Annotated in this window: 17 protein-coding genes; 6 read left to right on the top strand and 11 right to left on the bottom strand. The window is 55.0% G+C overall.

The window, feature by feature from the left end:
- Nucleotides 1-20: 20 nt before the first annotated feature.
- Nucleotides 21-470 (top strand): DUF2793 domain-containing protein, encoded by a 450-nt coding sequence (locus GGR91_RS08965; protein WP_183941852.1) that lies wholly within the window; start codon nt 21-23, stop codon nt 468-470.
- A 160-nt stretch (nt 471-630) separates the two neighbouring features.
- Nucleotides 631-1,752: an OmpA family protein gene (locus tag GGR91_RS08960; RefSeq protein ID WP_183941851.1), complete on the top strand. Its 1,122-nt coding sequence runs from the start codon at nt 631-633 to the stop codon at nt 1,750-1,752.
- A 92-nt stretch (nt 1,753-1,844) separates the two neighbouring features.
- Here GGR91_RS08960 and GGR91_RS08955 read toward each other — a convergent pair whose 3' ends face one another.
- Nucleotides 1,845-4,601, bottom strand: coding sequence for a [protein-PII] uridylyltransferase (locus GGR91_RS08955; protein WP_183941850.1), 2,757 nt, complete (start codon nt 4,599-4,601; stop codon nt 1,845-1,847).
- Nucleotides 4,602-4,638: 37 nt separating this feature from the next.
- Nucleotides 4,639-6,336, bottom strand: coding sequence for a class I adenylate-forming enzyme family protein (locus tag GGR91_RS08950; RefSeq protein ID WP_183941849.1), 1,698 nt, complete (start codon nt 6,334-6,336; stop codon nt 4,639-4,641).
- 75 nt (nt 6,337-6,411) lie between these two features.
- Here GGR91_RS08950 and lgt point away from each other — a divergent pair, with 75 nt between their 5' ends.
- Both lgt and GGR91_RS08940 read left to right on the top strand, forming a co-directional pair.
- Nucleotides 6,412-7,257 carry a prolipoprotein diacylglyceryl transferase gene (gene lgt / locus GGR91_RS08945; RefSeq protein WP_183941848.1) on the top strand — a complete coding sequence of 282 codons (846 nt, stop codon included), beginning with the start codon at nt 6,412-6,414 and terminating at the stop codon, nt 7,255-7,257.
- Nucleotides 7,258-7,327: 70 nt separating this feature from the next.
- Nucleotides 7,328-8,308: a class I SAM-dependent methyltransferase gene (locus GGR91_RS08940; RefSeq protein ID WP_183942059.1), complete on the top strand. Its 981-nt coding sequence runs from the start codon at nt 7,328-7,330 to the stop codon at nt 8,306-8,308.
- 15 nt (nt 8,309-8,323) lie between these two features.
- On the opposite strand, the gene GGR91_RS08935 is transcribed toward GGR91_RS08940, so the two are convergent.
- The 4 genes from GGR91_RS08935 to GGR91_RS08920 are packed head-to-tail and all read right to left on the bottom strand — an operon-like array spanning nt 8,324 to nt 11,826.
- On the bottom strand, nt 8,324-8,920 hold the full coding sequence (locus tag GGR91_RS08935) for an ABC-type transport auxiliary lipoprotein family protein (RefSeq protein WP_183941847.1): 597 nt from the start codon (nt 8,918-8,920) through the stop codon (nt 8,324-8,326).
- Nucleotides 8,917-9,897 carry an MlaD family protein gene (locus tag GGR91_RS08930; protein WP_183941846.1) on the bottom strand — a complete coding sequence of 327 codons (981 nt, stop codon included), beginning with the start codon at nt 9,895-9,897 and terminating at the stop codon, nt 8,917-8,919. Before GGR91_RS08930 ends, GGR91_RS08935 begins: the two co-directional genes overlap by 4 nt.
- Before the next feature lie 9 nt (nt 9,898-9,906).
- Nucleotides 9,907-10,710 carry an ABC transporter ATP-binding protein gene (locus GGR91_RS08925; RefSeq protein WP_183941845.1) on the bottom strand — a complete coding sequence of 268 codons (804 nt, stop codon included), beginning with the start codon at nt 10,708-10,710 and terminating at the stop codon, nt 9,907-9,909.
- A 3-nt stretch (nt 10,711-10,713) separates the two neighbouring features.
- Complete coding sequence (locus GGR91_RS08920; RefSeq protein ID WP_183942058.1) at nt 10,714-11,826, bottom strand: ABC transporter permease; 1,113 nt, start codon at nt 11,824-11,826, stop codon at nt 10,714-10,716.
- A 78-nt stretch (nt 11,827-11,904) separates the two neighbouring features.
- Here GGR91_RS08920 and GGR91_RS08915 point away from each other — a divergent pair, with 78 nt between their 5' ends.
- Nucleotides 11,905-12,603: an HAD family hydrolase gene (locus tag GGR91_RS08915; protein ID WP_246337132.1), complete on the top strand. Its 699-nt coding sequence runs from the start codon at nt 11,905-11,907 to the stop codon at nt 12,601-12,603.
- 35 nt (nt 12,604-12,638) lie between these two features.
- Here the strand turns inward: GGR91_RS08915 and GGR91_RS08910 are convergent, their stop codons facing one another.
- Together GGR91_RS08910 and pgeF are read right to left on the bottom strand one after the other, a co-directional pair.
- Nucleotides 12,639-13,928, bottom strand: coding sequence for an MFS transporter (locus tag GGR91_RS08910; RefSeq protein WP_183941844.1), 1,290 nt, complete (start codon nt 13,926-13,928; stop codon nt 12,639-12,641).
- A complete protein-coding gene (gene pgeF / locus GGR91_RS08905) occupies nt 13,915-14,691 on the bottom strand; it encodes a peptidoglycan editing factor PgeF (RefSeq protein ID WP_183941843.1) in 777 nt (258 codons plus the stop codon). The genes GGR91_RS08910 and pgeF overlap by 14 nt, the downstream gene beginning before the upstream one ends.
- Nucleotides 14,692-14,781: 90 nt before the next feature.
- Between pgeF and GGR91_RS08900 the strand changes: the two genes are divergently transcribed.
- The gene (locus GGR91_RS08900; protein ID WP_407698409.1) at nt 14,782-15,621 is read left to right on the top strand and encodes an SDR family oxidoreductase; all 840 of its coding nucleotides are present in this window, start codon (nt 14,782-14,784) and stop codon (nt 15,619-15,621) included.
- Nucleotides 15,622-15,661: 40 nt separating this feature from the next.
- Here the strand turns inward: GGR91_RS08900 and GGR91_RS08895 are convergent, their stop codons facing one another.
- The 3 genes from GGR91_RS08895 to GGR91_RS11700 form a co-directional block, all read right to left on the bottom strand.
- Nucleotides 15,662-16,519: a DMT family transporter gene (locus GGR91_RS08895; protein ID WP_246337131.1), complete on the bottom strand. Its 858-nt coding sequence runs from the start codon at nt 16,517-16,519 to the stop codon at nt 15,662-15,664.
- Between the two features lie 65 nt (nt 16,520-16,584).
- Nucleotides 16,585-17,601 (bottom strand): threonine aldolase family protein, encoded by a 1,017-nt coding sequence (locus GGR91_RS08890; protein WP_183941841.1) that lies wholly within the window; start codon nt 17,599-17,601, stop codon nt 16,585-16,587.
- Nucleotides 17,602-17,642: 41 nt separating this feature from the next.
- Nucleotides 17,643-17,771 carry a hypothetical protein gene (locus GGR91_RS11700; RefSeq protein WP_281370198.1) on the bottom strand — a complete coding sequence of 43 codons (129 nt, stop codon included), beginning with the start codon at nt 17,769-17,771 and terminating at the stop codon, nt 17,643-17,645.
- Nucleotides 17,772-17,820 lie beyond the last annotated feature (49 nt).

Below are 17,820 nucleotides of genomic sequence, written 5' to 3'. Positions count from 1 at the left end.
TCTTGTCATCAGGAGGACCTATGCCAGTTCTGGAAACAGGCCGTCACAACTTGCCGCTGCTCGCCGTAACGCAGGCGCAAAAAGAAACCACTCATAATGAGGCACTCGTTCTTATCGATGCCTTGCTTCATACAGCAGTCGAAGGTGTCGCATCGACGGCGCCTGCCTTAACCGACAGCGATGTTGGCAAATGCTGGTTGGTGGGTTCAGCGGCAACCGGTCTATGGGCCAATAAGTCTGGCCAAATTGCGATATGGATAGGTGGCGACTGGCGCTATCTGGTTGCCCATGACGGGATGCGGCTTTGGAACAGGTCGGTTGGTCGAGATAGCATTTACACGGACGGCGTTTGGCATAGCGGCCCAATTATCACAAACCCGTCTGGTGGGGCAGTGGTCGATACCGAAGCGCGTGCTACACTCGGTGTGATGTTACAGTATTTCAGATTGATAGGTATATTGACGCGTTGACCGGCCGCACCGCGAAAACAGCGCCAGTATTCGGATCAAATGGGAGTAATAGCGACATTTTAGCAACAGTGTAGGTACATAGCGACTTGCATCGATGGAACAGAATCGATAAACTTATGTTCTAGAATTTCCGTTCCTAAAATAGAAAAGGGGAAAGTTGATGCGTAAGTTAGCCATAGGTTTGGTGCTCGCTTCTACTGCTCTGGCATCACCGGCTTTGGCCCGCGACGACCAGTGGTATGTTGGAGTCGATGGCGGTGCCATGATAGTAGAAGACTTGGCTTTGGATATCGGCACATTGAAAGATGCTGCATCGGTTGACACAAACAAGGGTTATGATTTCGGCGGCGTAGTAGGCTATGATTTCGGCGGTTTCCGTCTTGAATCAGAAGTTTCGTATCGTCAGGCGAATGTAACTGGTTTCAACAGCCAGACTCCACAGATTACGAGCGGCGCAACATCTGCGCTCGCACGTAGCGGTTCGTATGACATTGCTGGCGATGCAAGTGCATTGAGCTTCATGGTCAATGGTCTTTTGGATTTCGGCGACGATGATGGCCTTCAGGGCTTTATCGGCGGCGGTGTTGGCGTTGCACGTGTTGACGTGAAGGCTTCATTGGCTGCTCCATCGTTCCTTGATGACTCAGATACTGGTTTTGCATGGCAGGCTCTTGCAGGCGTCCGTGCGCCACTGAACGATAGCTGGGATGTTGGTCTGAAGTACCGTTTCTTCAATGCAGACAAGGTTGGTCTTGTTGACCGTCTTGGCCGTACTGTCGACACGCGCTTCCGTTCGCACAGCATCATGGGCAGCCTGATTTATAACTTTGGCGGCGCACCTGCACCGGTTGAAGTTGCAGCACCCCCACCACCGCCACCATATGTGGCACCACCAGCTCCGCCACCGCCACCGCCGCCACCAGCGCCAGTGTGCAACACCGGTCCTTACATCGTATTCTTTGATTGGGATCAGTCGAACTTGCGTCCTGACGCAGCATCGGTTCTGGACAACGCTGTTGCCCAGTATTCGAACTGTGGCACTGCGAAGGTTATGCTTGCTGGTCACGCCGATAAGTCGGGTAGCGCAAAGTACAACGTTGGTCTCTCCGAGCGTCGTAACACGACTGTGCGTTCGTACCTTGAGTCCAAGGGCGTTGCCGGCGGTGCAATCGCAACCGAAGCATTCGGTGAAACTGCACCATTGGTACAGACTGCAGATGGTGAGCGTGAACCGCAAAACCGTCGCGTTGAAGTTACCTACGGTCCAAATTCGGGAATGTAATTCCGAACGGATCAATATGTTAAAAGAAAGGCCGGTCGAAAGACTGGCCTTTTTTTATGTCGTTAATGGATGCAGCCGACAGGTCTGCGTTCTTACGCAGCTTTGGTTTTTACTCGGGCACGGACAGTGGCCGCCTCAAGCAGCCTTGTTTCAAGTGATTTCAACTTGGTCTTGCTTTCGATTTTTGCACCGAAAAGATCTGTCGCATAGAATGTATCTACGGCGCGTTCGCCATAGGTTGCGATGTGCGCACTGTGCAATGTTACCTTTGACTCGAACAAGGCCAATGCCAAATTGTTCAGCAGTGCCGGCCGGTCCAGCGCATTTACTTCTACAACGGTGAAGCGGTTAGAAGCCTGATTATCGATCAGCACCGAAGGCGCAATTTTAAATGCGTCGGCACGCCGGAGAGCTTTGGGCTTGGCGTCAAGTTGCGTCATCAACTTTGCACGGTTGGTCAATGCCTCCTCGATATTGCGCGCCAAGCGGTCTAATTGACCCTGCTCGCGGAATGGACGGCCGAGCGGATCTTGAATCAGGAAATTATCGATCGCCATCCCGTCGCTGCTTGTGTGGATCCGCGCATCGATGATGTTTCCACCTGCCAAGTGAATTGCACCCGCAATGCGATAAAACAAGCCGGGATGGTCGGCCGCGAACACAGTAACGAGCGTGGCGCCCCGGTCGGGGTAATAACATGCGTCAATGGCAAGCTCAGTGCCTTCATTTTTCAACAGATGCCGTGCATTGCGCTCAATAATGTCGTCTGGCTCGGCTATCCAATAGGCATCCGGTAACGTTTTTGCGAAATGCGCAAATTTTTCAGGAGACAACTGCAAGGCTGACCCGAGCTTCGATTTTTTCGACGCGATGCGCTCGTCACGGCCACGTTGCTTGTGACCAAGCCGAAGCACTTCTTCAGTGGCTTCGAAAAGATCGGATAATAATTGGCGCTTCCAACTGTTCCAGACGCCTGGACCAACGGCGCGAATGTCCACCACCGTCAAGACGAGCAGCAATTTCAACCGTTCAGGCGACTGAACGGCCTGCGCAAAATCCAATATTGTTTTGAAGTCGGCAAGGTCACGTTTGAACGATGTTGCGGACATCAACAAATGGTGGCGTACCAACCAAGCGACTGTTTCGGTCTCCGCGGCTGATAAACCAAGTCGCGGGCATAATGTTTCAGCGACCTGAGCGCCTAAGACGCTGTGGTCTCCGCCGCGTCCCTTTGCAATATCGTGCAGCAAGGTTGCGACATACAATACCCTTCTGCTGACGATATTCCGCATTATCGCAGCCGAAAGCGGGTGATCCTGCTTGAGTTTTCCGCTTTCGATGTCCGCCAATAGCCCAATGGCGCGGATCGAGTGTTCGTCGACGGTGTAATGATGATACATGTCGAACTGCATTTGCGCGACCACGCGCCGGAAATCGGGAATGAACCGTCCAAAAATCGTGGATTCGTTCATCCAACGCAATACGGTTTCAGGATCCCGGCGCGAGGTCAGAATATCTAAAAAAAGCGCGTTGGCCCGCGGGTCCTTTTGGACCGCCTTATCTACAAGCCGGGCGTCGCGCTGGGCCGTCCGCATGGCTGAAGGGTGAATTTCCAGCCCATGCAAATCCGCGAGGTGGAAAATTTCCAATAGCCGAACGGGGTCTTCGACGAAAAACTGAACATTGGGTAATGCCAAACGACCACGGTCAAGCTGGAAGCCATTGAGCTTGCGTGGTTTGCGGTTAAAACTTGGAATGAACCGACGGCCTTTTTGAGCCATGGCTTCATCCAAATGTGCCAAGAATAATCCGGTAACGTCGCCCACGGTTTTGGCATTCAAGAAATAATAATGCATGAACCGCTCGACAGCCGAACGACCGGGGCGATCCGCGAACTGCATCTGTTCGGCCACTTCGCGCTGCAAATCAAATGTCAGCCGTTCCTCTGCGCGGCCAGTAATATTGTGCATATGACAACGAACGGACCACAGGAAGTTTTCGGCTTTCCTAAACCTGTTATATTCTTCGACCGACAGTAGCCCAACATGGACGAGATCAGATGCCGTTGAGACCTTGTGGATATATTTCCCAATCCAATACAAGGTATGCAAATCGCGCAGGCCGCCTTTGCCGTCCTTGATATTGGGTTCCACAACGTAGCGGCTGTCGCCCATACGCTTGTGCCGTTCATCGCGTTCCGCCATTTTCAAGCGCACAAAATCGGGCGCGGTATTTGCGACCACTTCGTTCCAGAAGCGTAATGCCGCCTCTTCGTACACGGCACGGTCGCCCCAAACGAACCTGCTTTCCAAAAGCGCGGTACGGATCGTTAGATCTTGTTGCGCCATTTTCACAGTCTCGTCCAAAGACCGGCTGGATTGGCCTACTTTCAGCCCAAGATCCCAAAGAAGGTACAAAATGGCTTCAACGACTTGTTCGGTCCATGAGCTCCTTTTGTACGGGGTAACAAACCCGATATCGACGTCGCTATGTGGCGCCATCTCGCCGCGACCATATCCGCCCACAGCAAGGATAGCGATCCGTTCCGATGCCGACCGGTTCGCCGCGGGATATGCGTGGACCGTTACATAGTCGTAAATAAGCCGGACAATCTGATCGACCAGAAATGCTTGTTCCGCGGACGCGCGATAACCCTGTGACGGGCTTTCACCAAGCCGTCGTTTTATTTCGGCGCGCCCGTCCGCCAACGCGCCTTGCAAAAGCTCGAGGATCTGCGGACGGCAGCGCTGAGGACCATCTTCTGCAACAATATACTCAATTTTATCGGCAAGCGCAGTCCTGTCGATAATGTCGCGTTGCTTTATAATCCGGTCAGGCGCTGAAGTCATACAGACACTCTAGGCGCGTTCACGCCCTATGTCAGCATCAAGCAGAAACCTTTGCATTATATTCCCGGCGCAAAGCCACGCGGTCGATTTTCTGGGTACCAAGACGCGGCAATGGTTCTGCTACTTGCCAGAAATGGACTGGGATTTTGAATGGGGCTAGCCGCGGTGCAAGGAACGCTTTGAGCTCATCCTCGGTCAGCTCGACCCCATCCTTCGTCTGATAGACGATGCCTGGAACTTCGCCATATTTGTCATCGGCAATGCCAAACACGGACAGCTCGACAATTGAGTCATGCTCATATGCGGCAGCTTCTACTTCCGGACAGCTGATGTTTTCGCCGCCGCGAATGATGATGTCTTTTTTGCGGTCTACGATGAACAGATAACCGTCTTCGTCGAGATAACCGATGTCACCGGTCCGGAAGAACCCGTCAGCGGTAAACGCGTCGCGCGTCGATTGTTCGTTGTTCCAGTAACCGTTGAAATTCGCGATGGTGCGAATGCCGACTTCGCCGCGTTCACCTTGCGGAAGAACATTTCCATCATCATCAAGCATTTGCACTTCGACCAAGGGCTTCGTAGCTGGTCCAGTGCTGGTGGGCTTTTCCAGATAGTTATCGGTGAAGTTACCGCAGCCCACGCCGTTCGTTTCGGTGAGGCCATAACCCAGCAGCGGATAGCCCCAGCTCATTTCCTTGCGGATTTTTTTGACATGATCCACGGGGCGTGGCGCTCCACCAGCCGCAAAGGCCGTGCAGCTGGTAAGGTCATATTTGTGGCGGTTCGGGTGCGTCGCGAGTTCAATACTCATCAACGGAACACCGACGAAATAGCTGATGCGTTCCTTTTCGATGATGCGCATCGCTTCTTCCGCATCCCATTTCGGCATCAATACCAACTTGCGCCCAATGGCGAAGCTTTGCAGAACCAGTGGAATGGAGGCGGTAACGTGAAACAGTGGCACGTTGACCAGCGCCGATGGCTGAGCGGGCATCGCCTGTCCGGTGGACGAAAGCAGCTCGAAAAAGACGAGCGTCTGGCCCACGTAACTCATCGCGCCCTGAACGACGGCCCGGTGGTCCGAAACCGCGCCCTTGGACTGCCCGGTTGAACCTGAGGTGTACAAGATCGTCGCATTGTCTGTGGGTTCAAGTGTGGGCAGCGGCGTTTCCGCGCTACCACCTTTTGAGGTCAAGACAGAGAGGCCTTCCATCGGTGCGCCATCATGACCGAATATCAATAGCTCACAACCGCCAATGTCGTGCCCTGCCAAGCGCGCAGCGCGTTGCTCGTCCGCGAGGACATAGCGACAGCCGACCATGCGGATGCCTTCGGCCAGTTCGCCACCTTGCCACCAGCCATTAAGTAGGGTCGCAACGCCGCCGGCCATAACGATGGCCATGTAGGCAATAATCCAGTTGGCCGAATTGCGCGCGGCAATTCCGACCCTGTCACCTTTGTGAAGCTTGTGCCCCTCAACTAAGCCGCCAGCCAGCGCGCGCGCTGCGGCGTAAGTCTCGCCAAAGCTTAGGCGGATGTCGCCATCTACCAGAAATTCTTTGTCCGCGTGCGTGGCGCAAAAAAATGCCAGATAGTCGGCCATATTGCCGGGTGCTTTCGCCAGCATGGGCAATTGCACACCAAATTTTTCAACATAGGTCACCGTTAAAGGGCCATCGTCGGTCATGAGACGATTTATGGTAGCGTCGATCGCGAGGTCCAATTGGGACGGCATTTGATTCTCTCCTAAACTCTTTGTGCACCTTCTATTTCGCTCTATAGGAAAGTCAAAATATCCTGAGGAAAAACTGTGTCATTCGAGATTATTGCTACAGCAGCGAACTATATTCAGTTCACAGACCTTGGTGTTGGCCCCGTTGCGCTTGATCTGGGCTTCTTTCAGCTGCGTTGGTATTCCTTGGCCTATCTTGTAGGCATTTTGCTTGGCTACGGCTTTTTGCTCAAACTGCTGGCACGGCCGGGCGCGCCGATGTCGCGTGACCATGCGGACGATATCATTTTATACGCGACGCTGGGTATCATATTGGGCGGACGAACGGGTTATATCTTGTTCTACCAGCCATCGATTTTGCAGAACCCGTTAGATGTCTTCAAGCTGTGGGAAGGCGGCATGTCGTTCCATGGCGGTGCGCTTGGAATCATTTTTGCTCTCTGGCTTTTGGCGCGCAAGTATAAGATCTCGTTCCTGCGGGTTTGTGATTATCTCGCATGTTGTGTCCCGTTTGGCCTCTTCTTCGGCCGGTTGGCAAATTTCGTGAATGATGAGCTTTGGGGCCGCGTGACGGACGTGCCTTGGGCTATCGTGTTTCCAAATGGTGGCGATTTGCCGCGGCACCCAAGCCAGCTGTATGAAGCTGGGCTCGAAGGGCTATTGATGGCCGCGATCATGTGGCCGTTGTTCTGGAAAACAGACGCACGATACAAACCCGGCTTTCTGTGTGGCATGGCGGCTGTGATCTATGGTCTTTCGCGTTTTACGATCGAATTCTTCCGGGAACCGGACCAGCAGTTACAGTGGTTGGTCGAAGCAAGCGGCCTCAGCATGGGGCAGTGGTTGACCACCCCGATGATTCTAATCGGCTTGTTCCTCCTATTCACGGCAGGGCCTCGCAGGCAGCGTAACAGTGCCGCCTGACACGCACACGACAAGCCAGCGCCTCACACACCGCATTGATGCGTCCGGTCCCATTAGTGTTGCCGAATATATGCGCGTTGCAAACACCGCATATTATAGCCGCGCTGATCCTTTGGGCGCCGATGGCGACTTCATAACGGCACCTGAGATCAGCCAGATGTTCGGCGAGATGGTTGGGATTTGGCTGAGCGATATCTGGTTGCGTCGGGGCCGTCCTTCGCCATGTTATTATGTCGAACTAGGACCCGGAAGGGGCACGCTGGCTGCCGATGCGCTCCGCACAATGAAGCGTTTCGGATTTGAACCAGAGGTTCATTTTGTTGAGAATAGCCGGGTTTTGCGAGAAAAGCAGCTTGCCGCTGTGCCGTTGGCCATGTTCCACGATCATGTGGAAACGGTTCCCACCGATGCGCCATTGTTCATTGTGGCCAATGAATTTTTTGATGCGTTGCCCATCGCGCAGATGATTGCCACGAACGTTGGCTGGCGCGAGCGAGTTGTCGTCCCCGACCATAGTGCACGGTTTGCTGCAATGCCGGGTCCGCGTTCCACGGACGCCTTAGTTCCTAAACAGTTCCGCATGGCGTCGGTCGGAAGTATTTACGAAACGTGCCCGGATGCCACTTTAGTGATGGACAAGCTTTCCACGCGGCTGTCCGGACAAGGCGGGGTTATGTTGACCATTGATTATGGTTATCTTGAGCCAGCACTGGGCAGCACGTTGCAGGCGGTGCAAAATCACAAATATGCGGACCCATTTTCGGATCCGGGCCATTGCGATTTGACTGCACATGTCAATTTCCATGCGCTTTCACTCTGTGCACAAAGATCTGGCCTCAACGTTGCGGGGCCATGCAATCAGGGTGCTTGGTTGTCGGGATTGGGCATTGATCAGCGGGCCATGACCTTAGCGCAGGCAAATCCTGATCGGGCCACGGAGATTTCCGCCGCGCGCAACAGGCTTGTTGCGCGTGAATCCATGGGCGCGTTATTCAAAGTGATGGCGACATATGCAAAGAGCTGGCCCGAACCCGAAGGATTCGCGCGTTAGGTCAAACTGAAGCGCTCAGTTCGCCCATTCGGCAATCTGCAACGCCACGTCATTTGCAGCTTCATTTAACGCTGCCGCAACAGGCGCAGCTTCAACAGCAGCAACAGGTCGGCGGGCTTCAAATCTGCGTTTTTCGGTGGGGTTGCCGCGCGTGATTTTTACTGCGTCAAAGACCACCACCGCTTCATTGGTTGCGGCATCGACGCCAAATTCCAATAGGCTGCCGGAGATAAAGCGTGTGGCTTTGCCACCCGCATCGACTTCGCTGAGCACCAGATGACCGGTTTTGGCCGACACCGTTTCGGACAATAGTTGCTGCATCAGCCGGGCCGGCTTGTCGGCCCAAAACGCATCCTTCAAATAGGCAATGCTGCTGGCGTTGATCTGGACAGGCACGCGGTTCGTGTCGAGTTTGCGTGGCACCTCCGGCGTTTGTATGACCAGAGCGTCCGTCGCCGATGCCGTTCGGGCTACGCCTGCAGTCACGCCGTTATCGGCGGTCAGCACGAGCATGGAGGGCGGCGCTTTCGTCTCGAAACTTACACAAGCACCCAGGCTGAGAATGACGGGTAAGGCCAATAGGCGTGCGCTGGATAATTTGCTGAACATCATTTTTGTTTCCTGCTGCCAGGTTGGTAATCGGGCAATGCCGGCGCGTTGACGACGCTGCCGATACCACCCTGATCAACCTTGTCGGTGACGGATTTTAAAGAGACAGACAATTCGCGCAGGTCGCGCGCCAATTGCGTAACCTCTGGCAATGTCTGCGTATTTAGCGTTTCAATTGCCGGATTGGCATTGTTCAACGTCGTTTCCAGCGCAGCCAGACTGCCATTGGCGGAGCGAAGCGTTTTACGCAGTTCAGCCAACATGGGGCGGCCATCGCTATCAAGCAGCTTGTTGGTGGTGCCCGCCATTTTGGTGATTTCATCTGCGGCAAGGCCTGCCTTTTGCAACGCGATGCGCGATTCCTGAATCGCGGCGCGCAAATCCGGGCCTTGTGTAGCCAGCGTGCCCGACAGATTTTCGACATTGTCCAATATCTGTTCAATGGACTGCTGGTTCTTGTCAGATAGAATGTTCGTCAAACGCTCGGTCAACGCTGAGAGCCGCTCCAACAATAACGGCGCATTGTTCAACAATTCCCCCAAGGCCCCTGGCTTTGTGGGGATGACGGGAACGCCGGTGGGACATGCCGATTTCGGATTGGCTTCTGGACATACCAAAGCAGGTGCGCCCTTGACCGCGCCATCCAGTTGAATTTCAGAAACGCCTGTAAAGCCGACGCCGTTGATCGTTGCGGTGGTGCCCTGAAGCACGGGTACGCTATCCTTGATGGCGATGCGAACGCGGACAAATTCTGGATCGGGTTCCCACAATTCAATGCTTTGGATTTCGCCGACAGGAACACCCGAAAAGGAGACGCCTGAGCCCTTGGCAAGTCCATTAACCGACTGCTGAAAGAATATATCATATTCTTTCTTGTCGCCTTCGCCAGCGCGTGACAGCCAAAAGGTGAATGCAGCAAGTAAGGCCATAAGTAGAAGGGTGATAGCGCCCACCATCACATAGTTGGATTTGGTCTCCATCGTACTGTCCTATGACCTTCCTGGCTGCGGGTTGTTGCGTTTGTCATGACCGCGGCGGGCTGCCCGCCCGCGTGGGCCACTGAAATATTCGTTAATCCATGGGTGATCTATGGCCAGCAACTCCTCAATCGCGCCGACCGCGATAACCTTCTTGTCCGCGATTACGGCGACCCGATCACAAATTGCGTAGAGCGTGTCGAGATCGTGCGTAATCAGGAATACGGTTAGGCCAAGGGTTTCTTTCAAATCCCGCGTCAGATTATCGAAATTGGCGGCGCCTATGGGATCGAGCCCAGCCGTTGGTTCGTCTAAAAACAGAAGCTCTGGGTCGATCGCCAAGGCCCGCGCGAGGCCAGCGCGTTTGCGCATGCCGCCGGAAAGCTCGGATGGAAATTTATGGGCGGCATCGGCAGGAAGCCCGCTGAGATAGATTTTATAATGTGCGATTTCGTCGAGCAACGCTTTGCTGAAATCGGGATAGAATTCACGCAGCGGGACCTGCACATTTTCAGCCACCGTCAACGTTGAAAACAACGCGCCGCCTTGAAACAACACACCCCACCGCCGCCGCACGTCGGTGGCTTCGTCCTCTTCCTTGCGGATCATGCCTTCGTCGAAAACGCGGATTTTGCCAGCGACTGGCTCCTGAAGCCCAATGATGGACCGCATCAACACCGACTTGCCCGTGCCCGACCCACCCACAACACCCAAAATCTCGCCGCGGCGCACCTCGAGATTCAAATCTTGGTGAATGATTTGCTCGCCAAAGCTGTTGCAAAGGCCTTGCACGGAAATGATGCTGGGCTGGTCCATGGCTTAATTCCAGCCAATTTCGCTAAAGAATATGGCGAAAAATGCATCGAGAACAATAACGAGGAATATGGCCTGCACCACCGCAGCAGTGGTTTTCAGCCCGACCTGCTCAGCATTGCCATGCACCTGCATCCCTTGGAAGCAGCCTGCCATGGCGATGATTGCACCGAACACCGGAGCTTTAATCACGCCAATCCAGAAATCGGTCATTGGGGTAACTTCGCGTAGCCGCTGCACAAATGTCGTGGGTGGAATTTCGAGAACGACCCAGCACAAAATGCCGCCGCCGATAATGGCCATCAACGATGCGTAAACGCCTAATAAGGGCATCATCATGACGGCTGCAATTACCCGCGGAACAACCAAGGCTTCGGCTGGCACGACACCTATGGTGCGCATCGCATCAATTTCTTCGGTGATCTTCATGGTGCCGATTTGCGCAGCAAAGGCCGAGCCCGACCGACCGGCGACCATGATCGCTGTCATTAAAATTCCCAATTCGCGAAAGGTTAGCCGTCCAATCAGGTTGATGGTGAACACCTCGGCACCAAATTGTCGTAACTGGACCGCGCCTTGTTGCGCGATGACGATACCGATCAGAAAGCTCATCAGGCCAATGATGCCCAAAGCACGCACACCGACCATGTCAAAATGCTGGACCACCGCATGCCAGCGGAAGCGGCCGGGGTTCATCGCAAGTATGAACGACGCCTTCACAACCTGACCAACAAAGCCCAGAAATTGCAAAAGCGTTGTAAAGCTGATGATGACACCATGGCCCACTTCGGCCAGGAACCGCTCAAACGATGGTGGATGTGGTCGCGGCGGTATATCGGTCTGATCCGCGCCACTGACAGCCTGAAGCAGGCGACTGGCGTCTTTATCTGCACCAACGATTTCTGCGCCAGATTCTTTTGCGGTGCGGTGAACAAGCCACGCGCCAACCGTATCCATATGTTCAACTGCGCTGAGATCGATTTTGCGCATATCGGCGGACAAATCGCGCAAGCGGCCGTCGACATCGCCGATCAAAGCTATGGTGAAGCTGCCCGATAAGCGGAGGATTTGCCCGCCATCGGTCAGGTCTTCTTGCAAGAACTCTGCAGCGTTAGCCATAGCCATATAACTGGCGTATAAAGGGAAGTATCACAAGCCTCTAGACTTCTTCCATTTTATTATGCCTGTAGCAGACCGATGACTGATGCCAAACCAACGCTGCTTGCCATATATGATATGGACAAGACCATCACGCGACGCGCCACCTATAATGGGTTCCTCCTGCATATGGCGTTTAACAAGTCACCGTGGCGATTGTTCCTTGCGCCGTTATTGCCGATTGGGCTGGCATTATATGCGCTGAAGCTGTGGGACCGGGCCCGGTTAAAGCAGTTTTCGCAGACATTGCTTATCGGCCACCGCGTTCCCACGGCGCGATTTGCCAAATATCTGGAAAGCCATGCCGACATTGTGGTGGGCAAAAATGTCTATCCGCAGTTGGTTTCCCGTGTGGCTGAGGAAAAGGCAGCGGGCTATCGTCATGTCATGGCAACGGCGTCGTACCGGCTATATGTCGACGCGATCGCAAAGCGGCTTGGTTTTGATGATGTCATCGCGACGGACCTTGCCACGGACAGCACCGGCCATGTTCTGGCCCGCATTGACGGGCATAATTGTTACGACGCGGCGAAACTTGAACGTGTTAAAGGCTGGATGGAAGCCCATGGTCTGTCACGCGAAAATTGCCATATCCGTGCCTATTCGGACCATGTGTCCGATGCCCCGTTGCTCAGCTATGCCGATGAACCCTTCGCCACCAATCCGCACGGACCGCTTGCGCGCCTTGCTGCCTCCAACGGTTGGCCCATATTGGATTGGCGTGATCCTAAAGCCTGAGCGAAGGCCTGTTCGAAGTGGGATAGCAGCTTGGCTTAGTCTTCCTCGATTAAGCTCGTGTCGCGCGTTTCAGGAAGCATCAGATAGGCAATGACCGTCGCACCGACGCAGATCGCAACATACCAGAAAAACCCGGTTTCGTTGCCCGAACTTTTGAACCACAAAGCGACATATTCCAGCGTCCCGGCAAATATGGTGTTCCCGACTGCATAAGGAAACGCAACGCCCAGCGCGCGGATATGGGCTGGAAACAGCTCAGCTTTTACCATGGCATTGTTGGCGGTATATCCGCCGTGCAGTGTAATCGGGATCAGGATGAGCGCCAACGCGACGATGGGCGATGTGGCTTGGCCAACCAGCGTATAGATTGGCACAGCGGCCAACGCGACCCCTGCGCCAGCGATGAGCAGCAGCGGCTTGCGTCCAAAGCGGTCGGCCAGCATCCCTGCAATGGGCTGCAGACAGAAGGACCAAATCAACACACCGGCGATAATCAAGGTCGCGGTTTGCTTTTCGAAACCCGCGGTGTTGATCAGATATTTTAACATATAGGTGGTGAAAGCATAAGAGGCGAGGCCGCCGCCACCCGACATCACCGCAACCAATATGCAGGATCGTTTGTGGTCCCGCCAAAGCAATTTCAGCGATGAATGTTCGCGTTTCTGGTCAATATTGGTGAACGATTTTGTTTCAGACATCGTCCGGCGCAAAAGATAGACGCACAAGGCCAGCATTGACCCAATCACGAACGGTATGCGCCAGCCCCAATCGCCCATTTGCGCCTCGCTCAATAGCGCCTGCAAGATCAGGGCGACCAAAATGGCAAGCAACTGCCCGCCGCTGAGCGTTGCATATTGGAAACTCGACCAAAAGCCGCGCCGCGCCGCCGGGGCCATTTCCGACAAATAGGTTGCACTTGACCCATATTCCCCGCCAACCGACAGCCCTTGGACCATCCGTGCGATGACCAAGATGGTCGGCGCAACAACCCCAGCCTGCGCATAAGTCGGCGCAAAGGCAATGGCGAGTGAACCGCCCGCCATTAATAAAACGGACAAGGTAAGCCCGGCCTTTCGGCCATGCTTGTCGCCATAGATACCCATCACCCAGGCACCGATTGGACGCATCAGAAAACCAGCCGCAAAGATTGCCGCTGTGTTGAGCAACTGGGCTGTCAAATCGCCTTCAGGAAAAAACAACGGCGCGAAATAAATGCTGAATGTCGCGTAGGCGAACCAGTCATACCATTCGACCAGATTCCCTGCGGAACCGCCAATTATCGATTTAAACCGTTGCCCTGTTATGCCCGGTTCAGCCACCATCATTGCTCCGCAGTCCAATCAACGACATTTGTCCGCCATAGCCCGGTTCACTGCGGTGGCAGCTGCGCCTATAGCTGAAAAAGCGGTCTGGCTGGCTGTAGGTATCTTGCCCGATGCATTCGACCGTTGTGATGCCGGCGGCGGCAAGTCGCGCCGCAACATAGCCTTCGATATCAAATTGATAATGACCCGCTTTGCCATCGCGGAAAAATCGCGCATTTTCGGGGTTGGCATCGGCAAAACGTTCAAAGAAACCTGAATCAACCTCATAGCTTTTTTGTGCGATGCATGGGCCGATCGCGCAGGCTATCCGCTCGCGCTGTGCACCCAGTGCTTCCATCGCCAATATCGTGTTTTCATTGACGCCTGTGAATGCGCCTTTCCATCCCGAATGCGCTGCACCAACGACACCGGCTTGCCTGTCTGCAAATAACACCGGCACGCAATCCGCGGTCTGCACCGCAAGCAGGATATTCGGCCTGTCCGTCACCAGCGCATCGGCCTTGGGCGGGTCGTCTTGGTCAATGGGGCCAGTGACGGTGACCACGTCAGGCGAATGGATTTGGTACACGCGCGCAAGTGCCGCGCCGGGCATCACGGCAGCAACCGCACGCCGCCGGTTTTCGATGACATTGTCGCGCACATCGTCCGAACCAAGGCTGCAGTTCAGCCCTGCATAAATACCGGTGGAAACACCGCCAACGCGGCCAAGGAATCCGTGCGCAATGTCACCCAGTAATTTTGACTTGATAACGTCGACGGTCACGTGGCGTGGTTCCTCCCGATGCGCTTAATTGCAACTGCGGCGCTTGACGGCAAGCCATTAGATTGCGAACCCATGCCGATGCACCGTCACATGCTCATATTTGGAATGGGGTACACCGCCTCGCGTCTCGCCGACAGCCTTCGTGAAAGCGGTTGGCACGTCACCGGAACGCGGCGGATGAGCGGCGGCGACGCGATTGCCTTTGACGATGAAGCGGCCGTCTGTGCCGCAATCGAAAACGCCACGCACATCTTGTCGAGCGTCCCACCCAACGGTGAGGGCGGCGACCCCGTGCTTTTGAAATATGGTGACAGGATTGCACGTAGTGGCGTCGCTTGGCTCGGCTATTTGTCCTCAACGGGTGTATATGGCGACACGGGCGGCGCGTGGGTCGACGAGAGCGCGGCTATTGGTGAAGGGCGCCGAACCGCGCGCGCCGATGCTGACCTTGCGTGGCAGGCCTTGCGCCAGGACGTGGCTGTCTTTCGCTTGCCCGGTATTTACGGCCCGGGTCGATCTGCGTTGGAACGCGTCGAAGATGGCAAGGCGCACCGTATCGATATGCCCGCGCAAATCTTTAGCCGTGTGCATGTTGATGACATTGTTAGCGCGGTCATGGCCGCATTCGACGGGCCCGCTAGCGTGTATAATATTGCAGACGACGTTCCAGCGTCGCAAAATGATGTCATCGAATATGCGTGCGATCTTTTGGGGCAGGATTGGCCGCCACTGATGACTTTGGACGGGGCAGGGCTGTCGCCTATGGCCCGCGGATTCTATGCCGAAAACCGGCGTGTTTCAAATATGAAGGCGAAACGGCTGCTGGGATGGACGCCGAAATATGCGGATTACCGGCAAGGTGTCAGCACATTACTGGCTGCGCGCAGTAATGTAGAATTGGGCTGCCGGCTTGCGGGGCCGGCTGTTTGACGGGTGAGGGCAAGGCATTCACCTAACCGCCGCCAGGTCACTAAGCCTTTCTCGTCTGCATTGCGACGACGAGGCCCACCATCACCAGTGCGCCACCTGCCAGCGCCAATGTCGACCAGACATAGCCTTCGAATATCGTCGACAGGATCATCGCAAGGACCGGAATGACCACGCCCGTGTAAGCAGCCTTGCCGGGGCCAATGTCACGGATGAGGCGAAAATAAAGCGGGAAGGTTACGACCGAACCGATGATGCTCAGATACAGCACACCGCCAATATATCCGGGACGCATGTCGATGACTGGCGGACCATCTATGACGAACGCAAAAGCCGCATTGGCCAAGCTGGCCCAGAACATTGACCATGCCAATATCGTGATCGTTGGGTATCGCGCAACCTTTGGCGTCACCTGAAGCACATTGGAGACCGATGCCGTAGCGACGGCGCATATCACCAGCAATAGCCCAAGCAGTGCATCGGTCCCGCCCATAGGGGCAGCACGGTATTCCTGTAGCATCAACAACCCGACCCCAACGCAGGCAATCGCTGAGCCTAATATGAACGCTCCGCTGATTGACCGTCCAAGCCAATATTTGGCGAGCAACGCATTGGGCACAATCAACAGCGCGAAGACCACTGCGACCAATCCCGACGTGATATAATGTTCAGCGGCATAGACAAAATTGTAGTTCATCCCGAATTGCATCACGCCAAGCAGGATTGTCCAACCAACCATTGGCCGATCTATCTTCAGCGGCTGGCGCATCACGATGGCTAGGATAAACATAGCGATGGCGGCCACAATCATGCGATAGGCCACAGACCAGGTCTGCGGCACTGTGCCCAATTGATCGCGGATGACGAGCCAAGTAGATCCCCAGATGAGCGACGTCACCATAAAGGGTATCCATACCCGCGGCGCCAGAAATCCGGGCTCTGTGATGGGTTCCCCCCCGGTCGTGCTCATAATGCGGCTATCGCGTGCGCCAGCGGGGTGACATCAGTCTCGGTATGTTGCCAACTGGTGACGAGCCGTGCCGCGCCCCAGTTTTCGTCAACCACGCCCCAGTCGTAAAAGTCAAAACCTTGCGCCCGCAACGCTGCCGCTTCAGCGGGCGCCAAGCGCAAGAAGATCTCATTGGCTTGGACCGGATGAAGCAATCGTTCGGCTGCTGCGCCCGCAATGATCTGCGCCGCTGCGTTGGCGGAACGCGCATTGGTCAGCCACAGATCATTTTCGAGCATCGCCAACAATTGCGCTGCAAGGAAGCGGCCCTTGGACTGCAAATGTCCAGCGCGCTTGCGCCGATAGCGGGCAGCGTCGGCCAATGCCGGATCGAAATAGACCAACGCTTCTGCTCCCATGCCGCCATTTTTGACGAAGCCGAAACTCAACACGTCAACGCCGGCGTTGACTGTCACATCGGCTGGTGCACAGCCCAAGGTCGCTATTGCATTGGCAAAGCGTGCACCATCCATATGCAAGCCAAGGCCGCGATTATGGCACAATGCACCAAGGGCCGCGACTTCGGCAGGGCTGTAGACCATGCCATATTCGCTTGCGTTGGTGATCGACAATGCTGCCGCCTGCACCTGATGCACATCGTTGCGAATGCCGTTCAGACAGGCCTCAACCGTTTCAGGCGTCACCTTGGCGCCATCGCCTTCGATCAGCATCAGCTTCGCACCAGCGGTGTAGAAACCCGGCGCGCCGCATTCATCAACCTCAATATGGGCTTCACGGTGGCAAATGACGCCCTGATGCGGCTGAACCAGCGACGCAAGCGCTAGGCAATTGGCACTTGTGCCCGTTGCCACCCACAGCACAGCGACATCGCGGCCGAACACAGCGGAGAATGCGGCATCGAGCCGCGCACTCCATTGGTCCCCATCATATGCGGTATCGATATGGTTGGCATCGGCCATGGCTTGCATGACAGCGGGGTGCACCGGGGCGGCATTGTCAGAGAAGAAACGCATGACCATCCGCATGGCGGGAAAACCCGCCGGTCGTCAAGCGCTTAGCGGACGTGCATCGCGCCAATATACAGCTTCAACATGCCATGGGGGAACATTTCATAAGGGAATATCCCGGCTTCCTTCATGCCTAACCGCTTCCTGATATGGCTTGCTTTCACATCGAAAGACATGTCGGACTTGATCCTTGTATCGCGGCCAGCCAATGTGGGTGCGGAATAT

It is taken from the genome of Sphingorhabdus rigui (assembly GCF_014196595.1).
GTDB classification, from domain to species: domain Bacteria; phylum Pseudomonadota; class Alphaproteobacteria; order Sphingomonadales; family Sphingomonadaceae; genus Sphingorhabdus_B; species Sphingorhabdus_B rigui.
This window is presented reverse-complemented; position numbering and strand designations above follow the sequence as displayed.